The sequence below is a fragment of the Streptomyces sp. NPDC023541 genome, assembly GCF_055559995.1.
Window position 1 is genome coordinate 410,775 of sequence record NZ_JBVHJO010000007.1, and the last position, 21,217, is coordinate 431,991.

12 protein-coding genes are annotated in these 21,217 nt (G+C 74.2%); 3 read left to right on the top strand and 9 right to left on the bottom strand.

Going from position 1 to position 21,217, the window contains the following annotated elements:
- Positions 1-697: 697 nt before the first annotated feature.
- The 5 genes from ACZ3X1_RS20320 to ACZ3X1_RS20340 all read right to left on the bottom strand — a co-directional run bounded on the left by ACZ3X1_RS20320 (position 698) and on the right by ACZ3X1_RS20340 (position 8,136).
- The gene (locus tag ACZ3X1_RS20320; protein WP_467280509.1) at positions 698-1,870 is read right to left on the bottom strand and encodes an acyl-CoA dehydrogenase family protein; all 1,173 of its coding nucleotides are present in this window, start codon (positions 1,868-1,870) and stop codon (positions 698-700) included.
- Positions 1,867-3,780, bottom strand: a complete 1,914-nt coding sequence (locus ACZ3X1_RS20325; protein ID WP_467280510.1) for an ATP-binding protein — start codon at positions 3,778-3,780, stop codon at positions 1,867-1,869. The genes ACZ3X1_RS20320 and ACZ3X1_RS20325 overlap by 4 nt, the downstream gene beginning before the upstream one ends.
- Positions 3,781-3,788: 8 nt before the next feature.
- Positions 3,789-5,387, bottom strand: a complete 1,599-nt coding sequence (locus tag ACZ3X1_RS20330) for an acyl-CoA carboxylase subunit beta (RefSeq protein WP_356812979.1) — start codon at positions 5,385-5,387, stop codon at positions 3,789-3,791.
- Positions 5,384-7,255, bottom strand: coding sequence for an acyclic terpene utilization AtuA family protein (locus ACZ3X1_RS20335; RefSeq protein WP_467280572.1), 1,872 nt, complete (start codon positions 7,253-7,255; stop codon positions 5,384-5,386). Before ACZ3X1_RS20335 ends, ACZ3X1_RS20330 begins: the two co-directional genes overlap by 4 nt.
- 68 nt (positions 7,256-7,323) lie before the next feature.
- Positions 7,324-8,136, bottom strand: coding sequence for a TIGR03084 family metal-binding protein (locus ACZ3X1_RS20340; protein WP_467280511.1), 813 nt, complete (start codon positions 8,134-8,136; stop codon positions 7,324-7,326).
- A 318-nt stretch (positions 8,137-8,454) separates the two neighbouring features.
- On the opposite strand from ACZ3X1_RS20340, the gene ACZ3X1_RS20345 reads away from it, so the two are divergent.
- Positions 8,455-10,077 carry a CocE/NonD family hydrolase gene (locus ACZ3X1_RS20345; RefSeq protein ID WP_467280512.1) on the top strand — a complete coding sequence of 541 codons (1,623 nt, stop codon included), beginning with the start codon at positions 8,455-8,457 and terminating at the stop codon, positions 10,075-10,077.
- A gap of 100 nt (positions 10,078-10,177) precedes the next feature.
- Here ACZ3X1_RS20345 and ACZ3X1_RS20350 read toward each other — a convergent pair whose 3' ends face one another.
- The 4 genes from ACZ3X1_RS20350 to ACZ3X1_RS20365 form a co-directional block, all read right to left on the bottom strand.
- Positions 10,178-11,725, bottom strand: a complete 1,548-nt coding sequence (locus ACZ3X1_RS20350) for a PKD domain-containing protein (protein ID WP_467280513.1) — start codon at positions 11,723-11,725, stop codon at positions 10,178-10,180.
- A 360-nt stretch (positions 11,726-12,085) separates the two neighbouring features.
- Positions 12,086-12,442: an iron chaperone gene (locus tag ACZ3X1_RS20355; RefSeq protein ID WP_356812975.1), complete on the bottom strand. Its 357-nt coding sequence runs from the start codon at positions 12,440-12,442 to the stop codon at positions 12,086-12,088.
- Positions 12,442-13,377 (bottom strand): EamA family transporter, encoded by a 936-nt coding sequence (locus ACZ3X1_RS20360; protein WP_467280514.1) that lies wholly within the window; start codon positions 13,375-13,377, stop codon positions 12,442-12,444. The genes ACZ3X1_RS20355 and ACZ3X1_RS20360 overlap by 1 nt, the downstream gene beginning before the upstream one ends.
- 57 nt (positions 13,378-13,434) lie before the next feature.
- The gene (locus ACZ3X1_RS20365) at positions 13,435-16,392 is read right to left on the bottom strand and encodes an FAD-binding and (Fe-S)-binding domain-containing protein (RefSeq protein WP_467280515.1); all 2,958 of its coding nucleotides are present in this window, start codon (positions 16,390-16,392) and stop codon (positions 13,435-13,437) included.
- Between the two features lie 88 nt (positions 16,393-16,480).
- On the opposite strand from ACZ3X1_RS20365, the gene serC reads away from it, so the two are divergent.
- Together serC and ACZ3X1_RS20375 are read left to right on the top strand one after the other, a co-directional pair.
- Positions 16,481-17,599: a phosphoserine transaminase gene (gene serC / locus ACZ3X1_RS20370; protein WP_356812972.1), complete on the top strand. Its 1,119-nt coding sequence runs from the start codon at positions 16,481-16,483 to the stop codon at positions 17,597-17,599.
- Positions 17,600-17,912: 313 nt separating this feature from the next.
- On the top strand, positions 17,913-21,041 hold the full coding sequence (locus ACZ3X1_RS20375) for a sacsin N-terminal ATP-binding-like domain-containing protein (RefSeq protein ID WP_467280516.1): 3,129 nt from the start codon (positions 17,913-17,915) through the stop codon (positions 21,039-21,041).
- Positions 21,042-21,217: the final 176 nt, after the last annotated feature.

A 21,217-nucleotide genomic window follows, 5' to 3' on the forward strand; every position in this document is an offset into this window, starting at 1 on the left:
GTACAGGGCGTGCGGGGCCCCTGCGGGGGTGCTCGGCGGGTGCAGGGCGTGCGGGGCGCCTGCGGGGGTGCTCGGCGGGTGCAGGGCGTGCGGTCCCCCGCGGGGGTGCTCGGCGGGTGCAGGGCGTGCGGGGCGCCTGCGGGGGTGCTCGGCGGGTGCAGGGCGTGCGGTCCCCCGCGGGGGGCTCGGCGGTGTCCAGTTATGCCCGGCGGGCGGCCCAGCCGGTCCCCTGCGGGGGTGCTCGGCGGTGTCCAGCGGTGGCCGGTCCCGCGCGGGTGCTTGGCGGGGTCGGGGTGTGGGGCGGTGCCCCGTACGAGGGTCTCCTCGGCTCGGCGCGTCCGGGCATCTCTCGGCCGTACCCGGTGGTCGCGCCTCGTCCTGCGGGGACCCTCCTACGTGTCCCCACCCCACCGCCGGCTCCGGCAGTGCCGGGGTTCCCATGGGGTGGCTCCGGCCTGCCCGCGGCCGGGTTGGTGGAGGGGAGGGGGACGTGGCGGGGTGTCCCCGCAGGACGAGCGCGCAACCACCGGGTACAGCCGCGATGGCCCCCACGCGCCGAGCCGAGGAGACACCCCGCCACGGCACCCCGCACCGACCAGACCCACCCGGCTCCGCCGACGCACGCCACACACCACCGAGCCGCCCCCAGGGCAACCGGAGCGACCGGGCCGACCCCGCCGAGCCAGCCCGCAGGGCCCTAGTAGGACTTGGGGAGGCCTAGCGTTTGGTGGGAGACGAAGTTGAGGATCATTTCGCGGCTGACGGGGGCGATGCGGGCCACGCGGGAGGCCGTGATGAGGGAGCCGAGGCCGTACTCGCGGGTGAGGCCGTTGCCGCCGAGGGTGTGGACGGACTGGTCGACCGCGCGGACGCAGGCCTCCCCCGCCGCGTACTTCGCCATGTTCGCGGCCTCGCCCGCGCCCATGTCGTCGCCGGCGTCGTACAGCGCGGCCGCCTTCTGTGTCATGAGGCGGGCCAGTTCCAGTTCGATGTGCGCCTGGGCCAGCGGGTGGGCGACGGCCTGGTGGGCGCCGATCGGCTCCTTCCACACCTGGCGGGTCTTGGCGTACTCGACGGCCCGGGCGAGGGCGTAGCGGCCCATGCCGATGGCGAAGGCGGCGGTCATGATGCGTTCGGGGTTGAGGCCGGCGAAGAGCTGGAGCAGTCCGGCGTCCTCGTCGCCGACCAGCGCGGAGGACGGCAGGCGGACCTCGTCCAGGGTCAGTTCGAACTGCTTCTCCGCCGCCTGGAGTTCCATGTCGATGACCGAGCGGCCGAAGCCGGGGGTGTCGCGCGGGACGATGAACAGGCACGGCTTGAGGGCCGGTGCGGCCCCGCTGGATGATGCTGTTTCGGTGCGGCCGACGATGAGGGTGGCGTCGGCGATGTCGACGCCGGAGATGAAGACCTTGCGGCCGGTGAGGATCCAGCCGTCGCCGTCGCGGCGGGCTGTGGTGGTGATGCGGTGGGAGTTGGACCCGGCGTCGGGTTCGGTGATGCCGAAGGCCATGGTGAGGCTGCCGTCGGCGAGGCCGGGGAGCCAGGTCCGCTTCTGCTCGTCGGTGCCGAAGCGGGCGATGACCGTGCCGCAGATGGCGGGCGAGACGACCATCATGAGCAGGGGGCAGCCGGCGGCGCCGAGTTCTTCGAGGACGATGGCCAGTTCGGCGATGCCGCCGCCTCCGCCGCCGTACTCCTCGGGGAGGTTGACGCCGAGGTATCCGAGCTTCGCGGCGTCGGCCCACAGTTCGTCGGGGTGGCCGCCCTCGCGGGCGACGCGGGCGAGGTACTCGCGGCCGTAGCGCTGTCCGAGGGCGGCGACGGCGGTGCGCAGGGCCTTGTGTTCGGCGGATTCGATGGTGGAGCTCATGGCTGCGGTTCCTCCTGGACTACGGCGAGCAGGGCACCGAACTCGACCTGTTGGCCGGTGGCGGCGTGGAGCGCGGTGAGCGTGCCGGAGGCCGGAGCGAGGATGCGGTGCTCCATCTTCATGGCCTCCAGCCAGAGCAGGGGCTGGCCGGCGGTGACGTGGTTGCCGGGGGCGAGGCCGTCGGCGACGCGGACGACGGTGCCGGGCATGGGGGCGAGCAGGGAGCCCGGTTCGGTGCGGTCCTGGGGGTCGGGGAACCGGGGGACGGGGGTGAGGGTGTGGGCTCCGAGCGGGGAGTCGACGTAGACCTCGGTGTTGTTCGAATTTCGTTTCACGTGGAACATCCGGCGGATGCCGTCGACTTCGAGGGTGACGAGGTGCCGTTCGGCGGCCAGGACTCGAATGCCCGGGTGGTCGACGGGGTGGTACTGGACCTCGTACTCGGTACCGGCGGAGGTGTAGCGGCGGGTCTGCGGCTGGGAGCGCACGTTGCGCCAGCCGCCGAGGCGGGCGGCGAGGGGTGCGTCCGGAGTGGGGGCGGCCTCGGCGAGGGCCGCGGCGAGGGCGGCCGTGCCGGCGTCCGGGGCGGTCTCGGTGAGGGCGGCGAGGTGGCGGTCGAAGAAGCCCGTGTCGATCTGTGCCGTGGTGAACTCCCGGTGCCGCAGGGAGCCCACGAGGAGTTCGCGGTTGGTGGTGAGCCCGTGGATGCGGGCGCCGGCGAGGGCGTGGGCGAGGCTGCGTACGGCCTCGGCACGGGTGGGGGCGTGGGCCACGACCTTGGCGAGCATGGCGTCGTAGTGGATGCCGACGGTGTCGCCGTCGGTGAAGCCGGTGTCGACGCGGACCTGGCCCGGGATGTCGAGGGTGTGCAGTACGCCGGTCTGGGGGCGCCAGTCCTGGGCGGGGTCCTCGGCGTAGAGGCGGGCCTCGACGGCGTGGCCGGTGGGCTCCGGGGGCGACAGGGGCAGGGCGGCGCCTTCGGCGACGCGCAGCTGCAGGGCGACCAGGTCGAGGTCGAAGACCGCTTCGGTGACGGGGTGTTCCACCTGGAGGCGGGTGTTCATCTCCAGGAAGTACGGGTGTCCGTCGGTGGTGACGAGGAACTCGACGGTGCCCGCTCCACGGTAGGAGACGGCGCGGGCGGCGGCGACGGCAGCGGCGTGCAGGCTGTCGCGCAGGGTGTCCGGCAGGCCCGGCGCCGGGGCCTCCTCGATGACCTTCTGGTGGCGGCGCTGGAGGGAGCAGTCGCGGGTGCCGAGGGCCCAGACGGTGCCGTGGGCGTCGGCGAGGATCTGCACCTCGACATGGCGGCCGCGTTCGATGTAGGGCTCGGCGAACACCTCGCCGTCGCCGAAAGCGGAGGCCGCTTCGGCGGACGCGGCGTGGAGGGCCTCCTTGAGGACGTCCAGGTCGCGGACCACGCGCATGCCGCGACCGCCGCCGCCGGCGGCCGCCTTGAGCAGGAGCGGCAGGTCGGCGGGGGTGGCGGTGGCCGGGTCGACGGGGTCGAGGAGCGGGACGCCGGCGGCGCGCACCAGTTCCTTGGCCCGGGTCTTGGAGGCCATGGCCTCGATGGCCTCGGGGGGCGGGCCGATCCAGATGAGGCCGGAGTCCTGGACCTGGCGGGCGAAGTCGGCGTTCTCGGAGAGGAAGCCGTAGCCGGGGTGGACGGCGTCGGCTCCGGCGGCGAGGGCGGCCTTGATGACCAGGTCGCCGCGCAGGTAGGTGTCTGCGGGGGCGGCGCCCGGCAGCCGGACGGCCGCGTCGGCGGCGCGGACGTGCAGGGCGTCGGCGTCGGGGTCGGAGTGGACGGCGACGGTGGCCAGGCCCAGGTCGCGGGCCGTGCGGAAGATCCGTACGGCGATCTCGCCCCGGTTGGCGACGAGCAGGGAGCTGATCTGAGGGGTCATGTGCGGGCTCACATCCGGAAGACGCCGAAGCCGCCACGGGCGCCCTCGACGGGGGCGTTGTGGACGGCCGACAGGCACAGGCCGAGGACGGTACGGGTGTCGCGCGGGTCGATGACCCCGTCGTCGTACAGCCGCCCGGACAGGAACATGGGGAGGGACTCGGACTCGATCTGCGCCTCGACGAAGGCCCGCATCCCGGCGTCCTGTTCCTCGTCGTACGGGAGTCCCTTGGCGGCGGCGGACTGCCGGGACACGATGGAGAGGACTCCGGCGAGCTGCTGGGGGCCCATGACGGCGGACTTGGCGCTGGGCCAGGCGAAGAGGAAGCGGGGCTCGTAGGCGCGGCCGCACATGCCGTAGTGGCCGGCGCCGTAGCTGGCGCCGATGAGCACGGACAGGTGCGGGACCCTGGAGTTGGAGACGGCGTTGATCATCATCGAGCCGTGTTTGACGATGCCGCCCTGCTCGTACTCCTTGCCGACCATGTAGCCGGTGGTGTTGTGGAGGAAGAGGAGTGGGATGTCGCGCTGGTTGGCGAGCTGGATGAACTGCGCGGCCTTCTGGGACTCGGCGCTGAACAGCACGCCCTGTGCGTTGGCGAGGATGCCGACGGGGTAGCCGTGGAGGGTGGCCCAGCCGGTGACGAGGCTGGTGCCGTACAGCGGCTTGAACTCGTCGAAGTCGGAGGCGTCGACGATGCGGGCGATGACCTCGCGCGGGTCGAAGGGGGTCTTCAGGTCGGGCGGGACGATCCCGAGGAGTTCCTCCGGGTCGTAGAGGGGCTCCTCGGCCTTCGGCGGGTCCTGGTGGGGCTTGCGGTGGTTCAGGCGGGCCACGATGCGGCGGGCCTGGCGGATGGCGTCGTACTCGTCGAGGGCGTAGTGGTCGGCGAGCCCGGAGGTGCGGGCGTGCATGTCGGCCCCGCCGAGGGACTCGTCGTCGCTCTCCTCGCCGGTGGCCATCTTGACCAGGGGCGGGCCACCGAGGAACACCTTGGAGCGGTCCTTGATCATGACGGTGTGGTCGGACATGCCGGGGACGTACGCGCCTCCGGCGGTGGAGTTGCCGAAGACGACCGCGACGGTCGGGATGCCTTCGGCCGAGAGCCGCGTGAGGTCGCGGAAGATCGCGCCGCCCGGGATGAAGATCTCCTTCTGGGAGGGCAGGTCGGCGCCGCCGGACTCCACGAGGCTGATGACGGGGAGGCGGTTCTGGCGGGCGATCTCGTTGGCCCGCAGCGCCTTCCTCAGTGTCCAGGGGTTGCTGGCGCCGCCCCGGACGGTGGGGTCGTTGGCGGTGACCAGGCATTCGACGCCCTCGACCGTGCCGATGCCGGTCACCATGGAGGCGCCGACGGGGTAGTCGCTGCCCCAGGCGGCGAGCGGGGACAGCTCCAGGAACGGGGTGTCGGGGTCGAGGAGCAGCTCGACGCGCTCGCGCGCCAGGAGCTTGCCGCGCTTCTTGTGACGGGCCGTGTACTTGTCCCCGCCGCCCTGGAGGGCCTTGGCGTGTTCGGCGTCGAGGGCGTCGAGGCGCTCCAGTGCGGCCGTACGGGCGCTGGTGTGCTCGGGGGCGTGGGGGTCGACGGTGGTGCGCAGGCGGGTCATGGGCCGGTCCCCTCCGGGGCGGATACGGGTGCGGGGCCCTGGGCGGGCTGCGGGGCGGATACGGGTGCGGGGCCCTCGGCGGGCCGCGGGGCGGCTGCGGGCGCCGCGGCGGTCGCGGTGCGGGCCTGGGGTGGCAGGAGGTCGACGGGGATGTCGAGGTGGCGGGCGCGCAGCCATTCGCCGAGGGCCTTGGCCTGCGGGTCGAAGCGGTGGCCGGAGGCGACGCCGTCGCCGAGAATGCCGGTGACGGTGAAGTTCAGGGCGCGGAGGTTGGGCAGTTCGTGCCGCTGCACGGCGAGGCCGCGGGTCTCGGGGAGCAGGGCCTGGAACCGGTCGACGGTGAGGGTGTCGCGAAGCCAGTGCCAGGCGGGGGCGGACTCGGTCCAGACGCCGACGTTGGCGTCGCCGCCCTTGTCTCCACTGCGGGCCCCGGCCAGCGCCCCGAGGGGGGCGCGGACGGTCTCCCGGGGCTCCGCCCCGGGGCCGGCGGGGGCTGCGCCCCCGACCCCTTCGGGGGCTCCGCCCCCGGACCCCCGCGCCTCAAAAAACGCCGGCGAGGCTGGAAAAGCGGCCGGCTCCGCCGGCCGGGCTGGAGGTGCGGCTGGCTCTGCAGGGGAGGCTTGAAAAGCGGCCGGCTCCGCCAGTGGGGCGGGAGCAGCGGGGGCGGGCATCGGGGCGCGGGTGCCGTCCGGGAGGACTGCGGTGTGGGGGACCTCCGTTGCCGGGGCCAAGGTCGAGGCGAAGACGCCGTAGGGCTGGGCCGGGCCGGGTGGGGTGGTGAGGTGGAAGCCCGGGTAGCTGCCCAGGGCCAGTTCGACGGCCGTCGAGGTCAGGGCGCGGCCGACCCGGTCCGGGGACGGGTCGCGGACCACCAGGCGCAGCAGGGCGCTCGCCGTCTCCTCCGTGTCGGCGTCGTCGTGGTCGGTACGGGCCAGGGTCCAGGCGGCGTCGGCGACACCCTCCAGGGCCTCGGCGAGCTGGGAGCGGACGAGGTCGGCCTTCTCCTCGATGTCCAGGCCGGTCAGGACGAAGACCACCTCGTTGCGCCAGCCGCCGATCCGGGTCACGCCCACCTTGAGGGTGGACGGCGGCTGCTCCCCGCGCACTCCCGAGATCCGCACGCGGTCGGCGCCGTCGTCGTCGAGCCGGACCGTGTCCAGGCGGGCGGTCACGTCCGGGCCGAGGTAGCGGACGCCCTGGGTCTCGTACAGGAGCTGGGCGGTGACCGTGCCCGCCGAGACCACCCCACCCGTCCCCGGGTGCTTGGTGATGACCGCCGAGCCGTCCGCCGAGATCTCCGCGAGCGGGAAGCCGGGGCGGCGGACGTCGTGGGCGGTGAAGAACGAGTAGTTGCCGCCGGTGGCCTGGGTTCCGCATTCCAGGACGTGGCCCGCGACCACCGCTCCCGCCAGCCGGTCGTGGTCCTCCGGCGCCCAGTCGAACCACCAGGCCGCCGGGCCGCTGACCAGCGCCGCGTCCGTGACCCGGCCGGTGACGACCACGTCCGCGCCGGCCCGCAGGCAGGCCGTGATCCCGGCGCCGCCGAGGTAGGCGTTGGCCGTCAGGGCGCCGTCCTCGCGGGCGGTGAGGTCGTCGCCCTCGACGTGGGCCACGCAGACGGGCACGCCCACCTTGGCCGCCAGCGCCCGTACCGCGTCGGCCAGCCCGGCCGGGTTCAGACCGCCCGCGTTGGTGACGATCCGTACGCCCCGCTCGTGCGCGAGCCCGAGCGCCTCCTCCAGCTGGCGCAGGAAGGTCTTGGCGTAGCCGAGTTCGGGGTTCTTCAGGCGGTCCCGGCCAAGGATCAGCATGGTCAGCTCGGCCAGGTAGTCCCCGGTCAGCACGTCCAGCGGGCCGCCGGTGAGCATCTCGCGCAGGGCGCTGGAGCGGTCGCCGTAGAAGCCGGACGCGTTGCCGATGAGGAGGGGGCGCCGGGTCACCGTCGGCCCCCCGGCTCGCGTCCGGCGCCCGCCGGCCCGGCGAAGGCCTGGGCGATGTCCAGCCAGCGGTCCGCGTCGGGGCCGGTCGCGGTCAGGTCCAAGTCGGCGCGGTGCGCCCGCTGGGTCACCAGCAGGCAGAAGTCGAGGGCCGGGCCGGTGATCCGCTGTGCGGCCTGCGGCGGCCCGTACGCCCACACCCCCGCGCCGTCGGGGGCGGCCAGCTCCACCCGGAACTCTCCGTCGGGGGCGGGCAGTCCGCGTACGGCGTAGGCGTAGTCGCGGGCCCGTACGCCGATCCGTGCCACGTGCCGCAGTCGCGCGGTCGGGGTGCGCCGCACGCCGAGCGCGTCGGCGACGTCCTGGCCGTGCGCCCAGGTCTCCATCAGGCGGGCGCTGGCCATCGAGGCGGCCTTCATCGGCGGCCCGTACCAGGGGAAACGGGTGTCGGGCGGGGCCTCGGCCAGGGCCTGCGCGAGGGCGCCCCGCGTGTCCCGCCAGCGGGTGAGCAGCTCGGCGGGCGGCAGCGCCGCGCCCTCCCGCGCGCCGTCGTCGACGAAGGAGTCGGGAGCTTTCAGCGCCTCCTCGACCATGTGGCCGAAGCCGGCGGCGTCGGTGAGGGAGAGCAGCGAGGCCCGGTCGGTCCAGTGCAGGTGGGCGATCTGGTGGGCGACGCTCCAGCCGGGTGCGGGCGTGGGACGGGCCCAGTCCGGGCCGGGCAACCTCTCGACGAGAGCGTCGAGTTCGCGTCCCTCCTCGCGCAGATCGGTGAAGACGGCGACGGCGTCGTCGACGGCGGACGGATCGGGCACGGTGCGCTCCCCTTCTCGGCGTGAGGGGAAGACTGACAGCACCCAGAAAAACAATCAAGCACGCTTGCATGATTTTCTCGGAGGGTGGCACCTTCGCGCCACCCGCACCAAGCCACCGCATCTCAGGGGCAGTTGATCCACACCCGCACGGCCCGCAGGTCTCGCGGCACGCCCACGCCGGGGACCGCGGAGGGCGATTCAGGCCGTAAGCCGGAAACCCGCGATACGTCACCGGATGTCCCGTCGATACTGAACGCTCCGCTCCGGGCCCGGGCGGGCGCCCACGTTCGTGTCACTCGACAAAGAGGATGAACTGACGTGACTGCAGCCGCCCAACCTCCCTTCTCCCTCTATCCCGAACTCGACGCGACCGCCCTCGGCGCCTTCGTCTCCGCGCTGGAGAGCGGCGACGTCACCGGCCTGCCGACCGCCCGGGCCGCCGAGGTCGCCGAGGCGCGCGCCCTCGCCGTCTTCACCCGCGGCAAGGTGACCGGCGCCGACGGCGACCTCCTCGACGCGGCGCTCTGGCGGCACACCGGCGCCCAGCCCCGCCCGATGATCGTCATGCCGTCGCCCTGGACCAGCCTGGGCTGGCTCGCGTACGCCGTCCAGGCCACCCTCTTCGCGGCCCGCGGCTACAACGTCCTCGCCTACTCCACCCGCGGCTTCGCGGGCTCCGAAGGGCAGGTCGACGTGGCCGGCCCGCTCGACGTCGCCGACGGCAGCCGCGCCCTGGACCACCTGATCGAGCGCAGCACCGGCCCCGTGACGAAGATCGGTTTTCTCGGGGGCTCGTACGGCTCCGGCATCAGCCAGCTCGTCGCCGCGCACGACACCCGCGTCGACGCCGTCGTCGCGCTCAGCACCTGGGGCGACCTCGGGGAGGCCTTCCACGAGAACTCCACCCGCCGCGTCGCGGCCGTGCAGGCCCTGCTCAAGGCGGCCGCGAAGGCACGGCTGAGCCCGCAGACACAGAGCGTCCTCGACAACGTCCTCACCGGCAGCGACGTCCGGGGCACCCTGCGCTGGGCCGAGGTCCGCTCGCCGTTCACCCACATCAAGGAGCTCAACCGCCGCCAGGTGCCCGTCTTCTTCTCGCACGCCTGGCACGAGACGCTCTTCCCCGCCAACCAGACGCTGCGGATGTTCAACGAGCTGACCGGGCCCAAACGCCTCGCGATCTCCATAGGCGACCACTCGGGCCCCGAGATGTCAGGCGTCCTCGGCCTGCCCAACCGGATCTGGACGGACGCCCACCGCTGGTTCGACCACCACCTCAAGGGCATCGACAACGGCATCGACGACGAGGGCCAGTTCATCGGCGAGGTCATGTGGAGCAAAACCCTCGAACCCCGCCCCACCTGGCCCTCCGTCACCGAACAGCTGCGACGGCTCTACCTCGCCGACGGCGGCGAACTCGCCCCGGACGCGGAGGCCGGCTGGACGGCGACCGCGCTGTGCGGGATGGACACCCCGGCGACCGTCGCCGACAAGGTCGTCGAGTCCGGTTACGCGGAGATGGCGGGCCGCCCGAAGGTCTACCTGACGGAGGACATCGACCGCACCGTCGCCGCCGTCTGGACCGCCGACCCGGCCGCCGAGACCGTCCGGCTGCGCGGCACGCCCCGGCTCCGCGTGACCTACCGGGCGGCGAACCCCGGGTCCACCTTCGTCGCGTACCTCCTCGACGCGGCCCCGGACGGCACGGCCCACCTCGTCACCCACGCCCCGTACAGCGACCTGGAGTCCCCGCCCGACAGCCTGATCAGCGCGGACATCGAGCTCCAGGCCACGGCGTACGACGTGCGGCGCGGCCACCGCCTGATGCTGGTGATCGACTCCCGCGACCCCTTCTACGCCGATGCCAACCTGCCCCGCGCGACGCTGGCCTTCACCTCCCCGGAGGCCACCCCGTCGTACCTGGACCTCCCCCTCGGCTGATGCCGTACGCCCGCCCAGCCGGTCCCCCGCGGCCGTCCGGGCGGGCGCACGCTCCACAGATGACGCACGGTGGACCGGTCCGGTTGCAGGCGCGGCCCGGCTACCAGTTGTCGTAGTAGCCGAAGATGTCGACGACCAGGTCGGCGCTGTCCCAGCCCTGGTTCCAGAAGTCGACGATGCCGTACTCACCGGAGCTCGCCTGGACCAGGTTGGCGGTGGTCTTGCCCGCCGCCCAGTTCAGGGTGGAGGACACCGGACGCTGCGGGGCGAGGGCGGTCCTGTCGGCGTAGCTGCCGGTGGAGTTGGGGTCCGGTGCGACGGAGAGGAAGCCCGCGCCGCGCGTGTTGGTGACCGTGGTGTTCAGCACCCAGGCCTCCTGTCCGATCGAGAAGGCCTGCCAGAGGTAACCGCGCGTGGGCCACGGTCCCTTGGACCAGCCCTCGCGCGTGTCGATCTGCCGGACCGGCGGGACCGGCACGTAGGCACAGGGGCTCGCGGCGCTGTACGTGCCGACCAGTTCCACGATGACGTCGGACGGGGCCCAGGAGCCGTTGCGGACGGTGATCCGGCCGTCCTTGTCGACCGGCACGATCACCGAGTTCGCAACCGTCTGCCCGGCGGTGAAGTTCACGTTGGACGTGGTCGGCGCCGCCTGCCCGGCCGGGTGGGCGGTCAGGTGACCGGCCTCCTGCGGGTTGGTGGCCGTCACGTTCAGCGCGACGGCGGTGGCACCCGGTTCGGCCACCTTGACGGTGAAGGAACCCTGGCCGGCTACCGGACCGCCCTGCACGCCGGTCCCGTAGCGGGTGTCGACGACCCGGGCCGGCGCCTGCGGGGCGTAACCGCTGGCTTCCTGCTGGCCGAAGTAGCCCGTGACGTCGGCGATCAGATCGACCGGCTCCCAGCCGCCGTTGTACAGCTCGACGTAGCCGTCCGCACCGACCTGCGCGATCACCAGGTTGGGAACGGTCTGACCGGCCTCGAAGTTGATGTTCGACGCGGTCGGCCGCGTGGCGCCGGAGGCGAAGACGCTGACGTGCCCGCCACTGGTGCTGTTGGCGGCGGTCACGTTGAGCGCGACGGCGGTGGCCCCGGCGGGGATGCCGCCGTTCCCCGCGACCTTCAGACGGGTCGAGGAGTACCCCCTGACCTTGCCCTGGACGGCGCCCGTGCCGCTGCGGGTGTCCAGCAGGCGGGTGGGACCGTACGGGGTGAACTCCGAGCCCGCCGTCTTGACCCGGACCTCCCTGGTGTCGCTCGTCCCGAGGACCGGATCGACGACGGTGGCCTTGATCGTGTACTCGCCGAGCTCCTTGTAGGTGTGCGAGGTCCGCGTCTCCGAAGAAGCGGAGGCCGTCACCGTGCCCGTGGTCCCGTCACCCCAGTCGATGGTGGTCTCCAGCGGCGGCGTACCCCTGCCGAGCGAGGTCGTCAGCTCGACGCTGTGCGCCGACCACGCCCGGGCGCTCAGGAAGAGACTCAGCTGCGCGCCGCCGGTGGTGGCGGCACTCGTGAAGGTCTCGAACCCTGCCGCCGGATCCACGGCGGGCGCCCCCGCCGCCTGCCCGGCGGGCTTGACCGGATCAGCGGCCTGAGCCGTGCCGGGTATGCAACCGATGCTTGCCGCCACGATGGCGGCAGCGGACATTACGAGTCGGCGATGACGCACCGATCCCCCTGTTTTCTGCTTTTGAACGCGCTCAGCGTGAGCTCGCGCACAGCCTACAGAGCGGCGCGCGGGCGATCACCGGCGTACCGGGCCAGACGCCGGGAGCCGGCGCGGCCTTGCTCGGGGCCGGCCTCGACCGGAAGCCCAGTCCGCCCCGATCAGCCCCGGACGAGGGCCGGACGCGGTCAGGGAGAAGCGCCTAGCGATCCGGGGCGGCCCGTGCCCCGCCACAGGAACCCGCAGCCGCCGTCGGGCAGGAGCGCGTAGCGATTTACTGACGGGAAACCCCCGGCGCGACTTCGATCCCGCCCCGGCGGATCGGCCTCACCGGTCCACCCCTCAGCACACCCCGCCCCGACCCGCCCGGGCCGTGGCGCGCAGGAGGTCGCGGAGGAGGTCGAAGTCGACCTTGGCGGGGTTGCGGAAGCGGAGGCAGGCCTTGCCCATGTCGTGGCCCGCCAGGCGGTCCGCGAAGGCGTCCCGGACGTCCGTGCGCATCAGGTAGAAGGAGATGTACTGCTTCTGGTTCGCCCAGGCGATCTCCGCGTCGGTCTCACCCGCCCGCACATAGGCCGGCATCCCGTACGCGATGCCCTCTTCGAAGCCCTCCAGCTCCGTCGCGCACAGCTCGCGCAGGCGGGCGAGGGCCGGCCTGCGGGCCTCGGGGGCGGCTTCCAGGTAGGCGGTGACGTCCATCAGGCGGGCTGCTTTCCGATCTGGGAGCGCACCGCGCCCATGCTGGCCGCGATGACAAGGGCGATGGCGAGGGCGTCGAGCCCCGAAAGGGCCTGGTTCAGGACGAGGAATCCCGCGGTGGCGGCGATCGCCGGCTCCAGGCTCATCAGGATCGCGAAGGTCGGGGCGGGCATCCGCCGCAGGGCGAGGAGTTCGAGGGTGTAGGGCAGTACGGAGGACAGTACGGCCACCCCGACGCCCAGCGCGAGGGTGCTCGGGACCAGCAGGTCCGCGCCGGCTTCGAACACACCCAGCGGCAGGGAGAGGACGGCGGCCGCGGCCATCGCGAGGGCCAGGCCGTCGGCCTGCGGGAAGCGGCGGCCGGTGCGCGCGCTGAAGACGATGTAGGCCGCCCACATCGCGCCCGCCCCGAGCGCGTAGGCCGCGCCCAGCGGGTCGAGGGAGCCGAAGCCGAGACCGCCCCCGCCGTGTCCGGACAGCAGCACCACGCCGCCGAGGGCGAGGCCGGCCCACAGGATGTTCACCAGGCGGCGGGAGACGACGACGGACAGGGCGAGCGGCCCGAGCACCTCCAGGGTGACCGCCGGGCCGAGCGGGATCCGGTCGATGGCCTGGTAGAAGAGGCCGTTCATGCCGGCCATCGCCACGCCGAACGCGACGACCGTGCCCCAGTCGGAGCGCGTGTACCCGCGCACCTTCGGCCGGCACAGGAGCAGCAGCACGATCGCGGCGGCCGCCAGGCGCAGGGTCACCACGCCCGCAGCACCCGCCCTGGGCATGATCATGACCGCGAGTGCGGCCCCGAACTGCACCGAGATGCCGGCCGAGACCACCAGTGCGACCGGTCCGAAGCGGGACCGGGCCGCCGCCTCGGCGGAGGGGTCGGTGGGGAGTGCGGCGGCGGCGGTCGTCGGGGACGCGGTCGGTGCGGGCATGCCTCCAGACTAAGCCGCCGTAAGGAGTGTTGCCGCTTCTGTTGCCTTACATGCTCGCTACGGCCGTGTGTCGGGAGCGCTCCGGGGGACTTCCTCCCTCAATCCGTCCGCGAGGAGTTCCACGAGGTGACGGGCCCGGACTCCGCCCAGCTGGGCGATCTGGGTGCGGCAGGAGAACCCGTCCGCCTGGACCAGCGCGTCCGGCGGGGCCGCGCGCAGGGACGGCAGGAGCTGTTCCTCCGCACAGGCCACCGACACCTCGTGGTGACCGGGCTCGAAGCCGAAGTTCCCGGCGAGGCCGCAGCACCCTCCGGCGGGCTCCCCCACGAGTCCGGCGCGTTCGCGCAGCCGGCGGTCCGCCGCGTCACCGAGGACGGCGTGCTGGTGGCAGTGGGTCTGGCCGACCACCGGGCGGTCGAGGCGGGGCGGCCGCCAGTTCGGTGCGTACTCCTCCAAGGTTTCCGCGACGGTGCGTACGGCTGCCGCCAGGCGGGCCGCGCGGGGGTCGTCGGGGAGCAGCGCGGGAAGGTCGGTGCGCAGGGCCGCGGCGCAGCTCGGTTCCAGGACGGTGACGGGGCCGGGGACGTCGCCGAGGGTGTCCAGGGTGCGGCGCAGGACCTTGCGGGCACGGTCGAGGCGGCCGGTGGAGAGGTAGGTCAGGCCGCAGCAGACCCGGCCGCGGGTGCGGGGGACGGACACGTCCAGGTCGGCCGCCCGGAGCACGCGGAGCGCGGCGTGGCCGACCTCCGGGGCGAGGTACTCCGTGAAGGTGTCGGGCCACAGGACGACGACGGCGGCAGCACCGGCCTCCTCCAGGCCGGCGGCCCCCTCCCGGCCCCCGGCCGGGACCGCCCGACCACCGGCCTCCTCCCGGGCCCCGGCCGGGACCGCCCGGCCGCCCGCCGCGCGCCCGCCGACCCCCCGCGTGAACGGCCGCTTCGCGAGTTCCGGCAGGGCGCGCTCCCGGGCCAGGCCCGGCACCGGGAGCGGCAGGAGGCGTGCGGCCGTGTTGACGGCGCCCGCCGCCCGCAGGCGGGCGATCAGGCGCAGCCATCCCGGCAGGCCGCCCAGCGTGTAGTGGGCGAGCGGCCGGATCCGGCCGGCCCAGTGGTGGTGCAGGAACTCCGACTTGTACGAGGCCATGTCCACGCCGACCGGGCAGTCGCTGCGGCAGCCCTTGCACGCCAGGCACAGGTCGAGCGCCTCGGCGACCTCCGGCGAGCGCCAGCCGCCGGTGACGACCTCCCCGGCGAGCATCTCGTGCAGCAGCCGTGCCCGGCCGCGGGTGGAATGCTGCTCCTCACCGGTGGCCCGGTAGGAGGGGCACATCACGCCGGGCCCTCCCGGCTCGCTCGTACGGCACTTCGCGACCCCGACGCACCGGGCGACCTCGCCGGCGAAGGGGGTGGCCGGGAGCACCTCGAAGCGGAGGTTCTCGTCCAGCCGGGCGGGCCTGACCAGCATCCCGGGGTTCATGCCGCCCGCCGGGTCCCACACGTCCTTGTAGGCACCGAAGAGCCGGATCACGTCCTCGCCGTACATCTTCGGCAGGAGTTCGGCGCGTGCCTGCCCGTCGCCGTGTTCGCCCGACAGGGAGCCGCCGTGGCTGACGACCAGGTCGGCGAGGTCCTCCGAGAAGGTGCGGTAGCGGGCCACGCCGGCGGCCGAGACCAGGTCGAAGTCGATGCGTACGTGCACGCAGCCCTCGCCGAAGTGCCCGTACGGGGTGCCGCGCAGGCCGTGTGCGGCCAGCAGGGCCCGGAAGTCCCGCAGGTAGGCGCCGAGCCGGGCCGGCGGGACCGCGCAGTCCTCCCAGCCCGGCCAAGCCATCCGCCCGTCGGGCGTCCTGGTCGCGGTGCCCGCGGCGTCCTCGCGGATCCGCCACAGCGCCCGCTGTTGCGCCGGGTCCGTGAGGACCCGCGCGTCCAGCGCGTCGGCGCCCCGTACGACGGCCCGCGCCCCGCCCTCGTCCGGCATCTCCACGAACAGCCAGGCCCTGCCGCGGGGCAGCCCCGCGACGCCGCCGCCGAGCCCCCCCGCCCCGGCTACCACCCCCGCCGCCCCGGCCACCGGCCCCGCCGGCCCGCCGAGCAGGTCCTCGGCCATGCCCTCGACCGTCAGGGGCCGGTACGGGAGCAGCCCGGCGGCCGCGTCCGCGGCCGCGCTCTCGTCGGCGTACCCGAGGACGGCCAGGGCGGGCGCGGGCGGCAGTTCCACGAGGCGCACCACCGCCTCGGTGACCACCCCGAGGGTGCCTTCGCTGCCGCAGAACGCCTCGGCGAGCCGCACCCCGCGTTCGGGCAGCAGCGCGTCCAGTCCGCCGTAGCCGGAGATCCGCCGCGGGAAACGGGGCGGCATGCCGGTGCGCAGCAGGCCGAGGTGGGCGCCGACCAGTTCGCGCAGGCCCCGGGGGGCGCCGTCCCAGCCGGTGCCGATGCGGTGGGCGGCGCCCGCGTACGTGGTGACGGCCAGCTCTGTGACGTTGTCGGCGGTGGTCCCCCAGGCCACGGAGTGGGCGCCGCACGCGTTGTTTCCGATCATGCCGCCGAGGGTGCAGCGGGAGTGGGTGGAGGGATCGGGCCCGAAGGTCAGTCCGTACGGGCGTACGGCGTCGCGGAGGCGGTCGAGGACCAGGCCGGGCTGGACGACGGCGGTGCGGGCGGCCGGATCCACGGACAGCAGGGCGTCCATGTGGCGGGTGAGGTCGAGGACCACGCCCACGCCGGTGGCCTGCCCGGCGATGGAGGTGCCGCCGCCCCGGGGGACGACGGGGACGCCGGCGTCGGCGCACACGCGCAGTGCGGCGGCCACGTCGTCGGCGTCGCGCGGGGCGACGACGCCGAGGGGTACGCGGCGGTAGTTGGAGGCGTCCATCGTCACGAGTGCGCGTGCCGCGGCGCCGAAGTCCACCTCGCCGCGCAGCTCCGCCCGCAACGTCCGCTCGACTTCACCGGGTGTCGTCACGGCGCCCAGCCTGCCACCGTCCGCCGACGTCCGCCGAGGCCGCGCCGACATCGCGCGGGCGTCGCACCGGGCGTCGCGCCGCGTCTCATCCGGTGGACGCGCTTCCGGAGCGTGGACCCGGACCCGATACGCTCCGCTCGTGGCTGAGATCCAGATTCCCGCTGACATCAAGCCCGCCGACGGACGCTTCGGCGCGGGCCCCTCCAAGGTGCGGATCGAGGCGCTGGACGCCCTCGCCGCCACCGGTACCTCCCTGCTCGGAACCTCACACCGCCAGGCCCCGGTCAAGAACCTGGTCGGATCGGTGCGCCAGGGCCTCCGGGACCTCTTCTCCCTCCCCGAGGGCTACGAGGTGATCCTGGGCAACGGCGGCTCCACCGCCTTCTGGGACATCGCGACCGCCGGTCTGATCGAGCGGAAGTCCCAGCACCTGACCTTCGGCGAGTTCTCCTCGAAGTTCGCCAAGGCCGCGAAGCTCGCGCCGTGGCTGGACGAGCCGTCCGTGATCTCCTCCGAGCCGGGCACGCACCCCGAGCCGGTGGCCGAGGCGGGGGTGGACGTGTACGCGTACACCCACAACGAGACCTCGACGGGTGTCGCGGCGCCGGTCAAGCGGGTCGAGGGCGCGGACGCCGGGTCCCTCGTTCTGGTGGACGCGACCTCGGGCGCCGGCGGTCTGCCGGTGGACATCACCGAGACGGACGTCTACTACTTCGCCCCGCAGAAGTCCTTCGCCTCCGACGGCGGTCTGTGGCTGGCGGCGTTCTCCCCGGCGGCCCTGGAGCGCGCGGCCCGCGTCCACGCGTCGGGGCGGCACATCCCGGAGTTCTTCTCGCTGCCGACGGCGATCGACAACTCGCTGAAGAACCAGACGTACAACACTCCGGCGCTGTCGACGCTGTTCCTGCTGGACCAGCAGCTGGAGTGGATGAACAGCCAGGGCGGCCTGGAGTTCACCACCGGCCGTACGGCGGCCAGCGCGCGCAACCTGTACGGCTGGGCGGAGGCGTCCAAGTACGCGACGCCGTTCGTCGTGGACGCCGACAAGCGCTCCGCCGTCATCGGAACGATCGACTTCTCGGACGAGATCGACGCGGCGGCCGTCGCGAAGGTGCTGCGCGCCAACGGGATCGTGGACACCGAGCCGTACCGCAAGCTCGGCCGCAACCAGCTGCGCGTCGCGATGTTCCCGGCGATCGACCCGGCAGACGTGCAGGCGCTGACGGCCTGCATCGACTACGTGATCGAGAAGCTCTAGCAGTCGTCCGTCCGACACTTCCCGAGCCCCCGGCGACTCCTCGTCGCCGGGGGCTTCTTGTTGTGTGGGGCCGGGACCAGGGCGGGCTCCGGCCCCGGGAATCGGGGCGGAGAGCCGGCGGACGGGACGCCCGGGCCACCCTCGCGGCCTGCGGGTCGCCGGCCCGAGCTGCGCTCCGCAGTGCGGCGGCCATCTCGCGAAGGACCGCCACCGGGACGCGGACGTCGTCGTGTTCGCCCACCTCACGGGCAAGCTCCGACCGCGCACGCGATACCTTCAGGAGTTCCGTGGGGCGATTCTTGGAGGCAGCGGCGTGAGCGTGCGAGTGACGGCGGCCCAGAGCGGCGTGGACCCCTTCGGCACGGCCCGGCTGCGGCGCGGCGTGCTCGATGCCTGGGGTGCCGGCCCGGCCCGGTTCCGCGAGGACGCCAACGCCGAGGAGGACCTCGCCCTCGGCGGGTACCGGGACCGGCTCGTCGTCGAGCTGGCCCAGAACGCCGCCGACGCCGCGGCCCGCGCCAAGGTGCCCGGCCGGCTTCGGCTCACCCTCCACGAGGGCGAGGGCGGCCACGCGCTGCTGGCCGTCGCCAACACCGGTGCCCCGCTGGACGCGACGGGCGTGGAGTCCCTGAGCACCCTGCGGGCCTCCGCCAAGCGGGAGCCCGCATCGGAGAGCGTCGGCCGGTTCGGCGTCGGCTTCGCGGCCGTCCTCGCCGTCTGTGACGAGCCCGCGGTGCTCGGCCGCCACGGCGGTGTCCGCTGGTCCCTCGCCGAGGCCCGCGAACTGGCCCGCGAGGCCGCCGTCGGCAGCCCCGGCCTCGGCGACGAACTGCGCCGCCGCGACGGCCACGTCCCGCTGCTGCGGCTCCCCCTGCCCGCCGAGGGCACCGCCCCCCAGGGCTACGACACCGTCGTGGTGCTCCCGCTGCGCGACGCCGCCGCCGAGGACCTCGTCGAGCGGCTGCTCGCCGGCATCGACGACGCCCTGCTGCTGACCCTGCCCGGGCTGTGCGAGGTCGTCGTGGAGACGCCCGCCGGCTCGCGCACCCTCAACCGCCGCGACGAGGGCGCGTACACCGTCGTCGAGGACACCGCCGGCTCCGGTACGCACACCACCCGCTGGCGCACCGTCCGCCACGGCGGCGCCATCGAACGGGCGCTGCTCGCCGACCGGCCCGTCGAGGAACGGCTGCGGCCCTCCTGGGCGGTGTCGTGGGCGGTGCCCGTCGACCCCGACGGCGCCCCGCTGCGCCCGACCACCGCGCCCGTGGTGCACGCCCCGACACCCACCGACGAGCCGCTGGGCATCCCGGCGCTGCTCATCGCCACCCTGCCGCTGGACACCAGCCGCCGCCACCCCGCGCCGGGGCCGCTGACCGACTTCCTCGTGGAGCGCGCGGCCGACGCGTACGCCGAACTCCTCGGCTCCTGGGACCCGGTGAGCACCGGGCTCGTGGACCTCGTCCCCGGCCCGCTCGGCAAGGGCGAGCTGGACGGGGCCCTGCGCGCCGCCGTGCTGCAGCGGCTCCCCCGTACGGCCTTCCTCGCACCGGCCGCACCGCCCGAGCACGCGGAGGAGCGCAACGCCCTGCGCCCCTTCGAGGCCGAGGTGGTGGAGGGCGCGGGCGCCGACACCGTGCGCGTCCTGGCGGAGGTCCTGCCGACCCTGTTGCCGGCGGGCCTGGAGCGCCGCGCCGAGCTGCGCACCCTGGGCGTGGGCCGGCTCCCGCTGGGCGAGGCCATCGAGCGGATCGCGGGCATCGAGCGGACCCCCGAGTGGTGGTACCGGCTCTACGACAGCCTCGCCGGGGTGGATCCCGACCGGCTGTCCGGGCTGCCCGTGCCGCTCGCCGACGGCCGCACGGCGATCGGGCCGCGCCACGTCCTGCTCCCGTACGCCGAGACGCCCGCGGAACTGGCCCGGCTGGGGCTGAAGGTCGCCCACCCGGAAGCGGCGCACCCGCTGCTGGAGAAGCTCGGGTCCCTCCCGGCGACGGCGCGTGCCGTCCTGACGACCCCGCAGGTACGGTCGGCGGTGGCCGCCTCCCTGGACGCCGGGGAGATCTGGGACGAGGACGCCGACACCCTGGACGCCGACGAACTGGCCGAGGTGGTCCTGGGGCTGGTCCGCGACGCGGAGCTGGCTCCCGGGGACGAGCCCTGGCTGGGGGCACTGGCCCTGCCGGACGAGGACGGGGAGCTGACCCCGGCGGGCGAACTGCTGCTGCCGGGCTCGCCGCTGGCGGCCGTCATCCGTGAGGACGAGGTCCCGTACGTGGACGCCGAGCTGGCCGAGCGCTGGGGCGGGGGCCCGCTGACCGCGTGCGGGGTGCTGGCGTCGTTCCAGCTGGTGCGCGCCACGGACGTGGTCCTGGACCCGGACGAAATGGAGCCGCGCGAGGGTGACTTCGCCGAGCCGGACGACGCCGGGCTGCTGGACGCGGTGGACGTGTGGTGCGAGGACGTACTGGACCAGCTGCCGGAGCTGCCCGTGCCGCCGGTGGCGACCGAGCTGGTCGCCGTCCGCGACCTGGACCTCGTCGACGACGACTGCTGGCCGCAGGCATTGGCGATGCTGGCGCAGCCGCCGCTGCGGGACGCGCTGACCCAGCCGGTGCGGATCCTGCTGCCGGACGGCACGACGCAGTCGGTGCGCCCGTACACGGCGTGGTGGCTGCGCGACCACCCGGTGCTGGACGGCCGCCGCCCGGCGGGCCTGCGTGCGGCGGGCGGCGACCCGCTGCTGGAGGGCCTCTACACCTCGGCGGACGCGACCGGTTTTGCAGACGAGCAGGTGCTGCGGGCGCTGGGGGTACGGACCTCCGTGGCGGCCCTGCTGGACGAGCCCGGGGGCGCGGCCGAGCTGCTGGGCCGGCTCGCCGACCCCGACCGGGAGGTGACGGACCGGCAGCTGCACGGCCTGTACGGGGCTCTGGCCGATCTCGCCCCCGAGGAGGTGACCTTGCCGGAAGAGCTGCGGGCGGTGGTGGACGGCGAGGTGCTCGTGGTGGACGCGGCGGACGCGGTGATCGCGGACGCCCCGGACCTGCTGCCGCTGGCGACGGGCCTGCCCCTGCTGCCGGTGTCCCCGTCCCGGGCGGCCGACCTGGCGGACCTCCTCCAGGTGCGCCGGCTGTCGGACACGGTCCCGGCGGAGGTGACCACGCCGGGCGAGGAGCACGAGGTCCCGGAGTCGGTGCGGGTACTGCTGGGTCCGGCGACCCCGGCGACGTACGTCGAGCACGAGGAGCTGGTCGCGGGCGGCACCGAACTGGACTGGCGGCGCACGCCCGACGGCACCCTCCACGCGTCCACCCTGGAGGGCGTGGCGGCGGGCCTGGCCTGGTCGGCGGGCCAGTGGCCGCGCCGCTTCGAGGTGGCGGCCCTGCTGGAGGACCCGTCCCGCACGACGGAACTGGCCCGGGACCGCTGGTTCGACTAGGGAGTGTCGTCAAAGTGCCGCCGGCCAGGCGGGACTTTGACGACACGGCCTAAGGGCCGTCTCTGTCGGATCGTGCCGGGCCCGCGCTGCCCGGCGAGGTCGGGAAGAGACGACCGAGGCGGTTCCGAGGGCTCGGGCCGGGTCGAGGGCGGTCAGCGCCTTCCGAGGGGGTGCGG

Bases quoted from the DNA above. Each gene is read 5' to 3' on its own strand.
- ACZ3X1_RS20320 (WP_467280509.1), bottom strand. From the start codon at position 1,870: ATGAGCTCCACCATCGAATCCGCCGAACACAAGGCCCTGCGCACCGCC.
- ACZ3X1_RS20360 (WP_467280514.1), bottom strand. From the start codon at position 13,377: ATGCCCGCACCGACCGCGTCCCCGACGACCGCCGCCGCCGCACTCCCC.
- ACZ3X1_RS20335 (WP_467280572.1), bottom strand. From the start codon at position 7,255: ATGCTCACCGGCGGCCCGCTGGACGTGCTGACCGGGGACTACCTGGCC.
- ACZ3X1_RS20365 (WP_467280515.1), bottom strand. From the start codon at position 16,392: ATGTCGGCGCGGCCTCGGCGGACGTCGGCGGACGGTGGCAGGCTGGGC.
- ACZ3X1_RS20350 (WP_467280513.1), bottom strand. From the start codon at position 11,725: ATGTCCGCTGCCGCCATCGTGGCGGCAAGCATCGGTTGCATACCCGGC.
- ACZ3X1_RS20325 (WP_467280510.1), bottom strand. From the start codon at position 3,780: ATGACCCCTCAGATCAGCTCCCTGCTCGTCGCCAACCGGGGCGAGATC.
- ACZ3X1_RS20355 (WP_356812975.1), bottom strand. From the start codon at position 12,442: ATGGACGTCACCGCCTACCTGGAAGCCGCCCCCGAGGCCCGCAGGCCG.
- ACZ3X1_RS20330 (WP_356812979.1), bottom strand. From the start codon at position 5,387: ATGACCCGCCTGCGCACCACCGTCGACCCCCACGCCCCCGAGCACACC.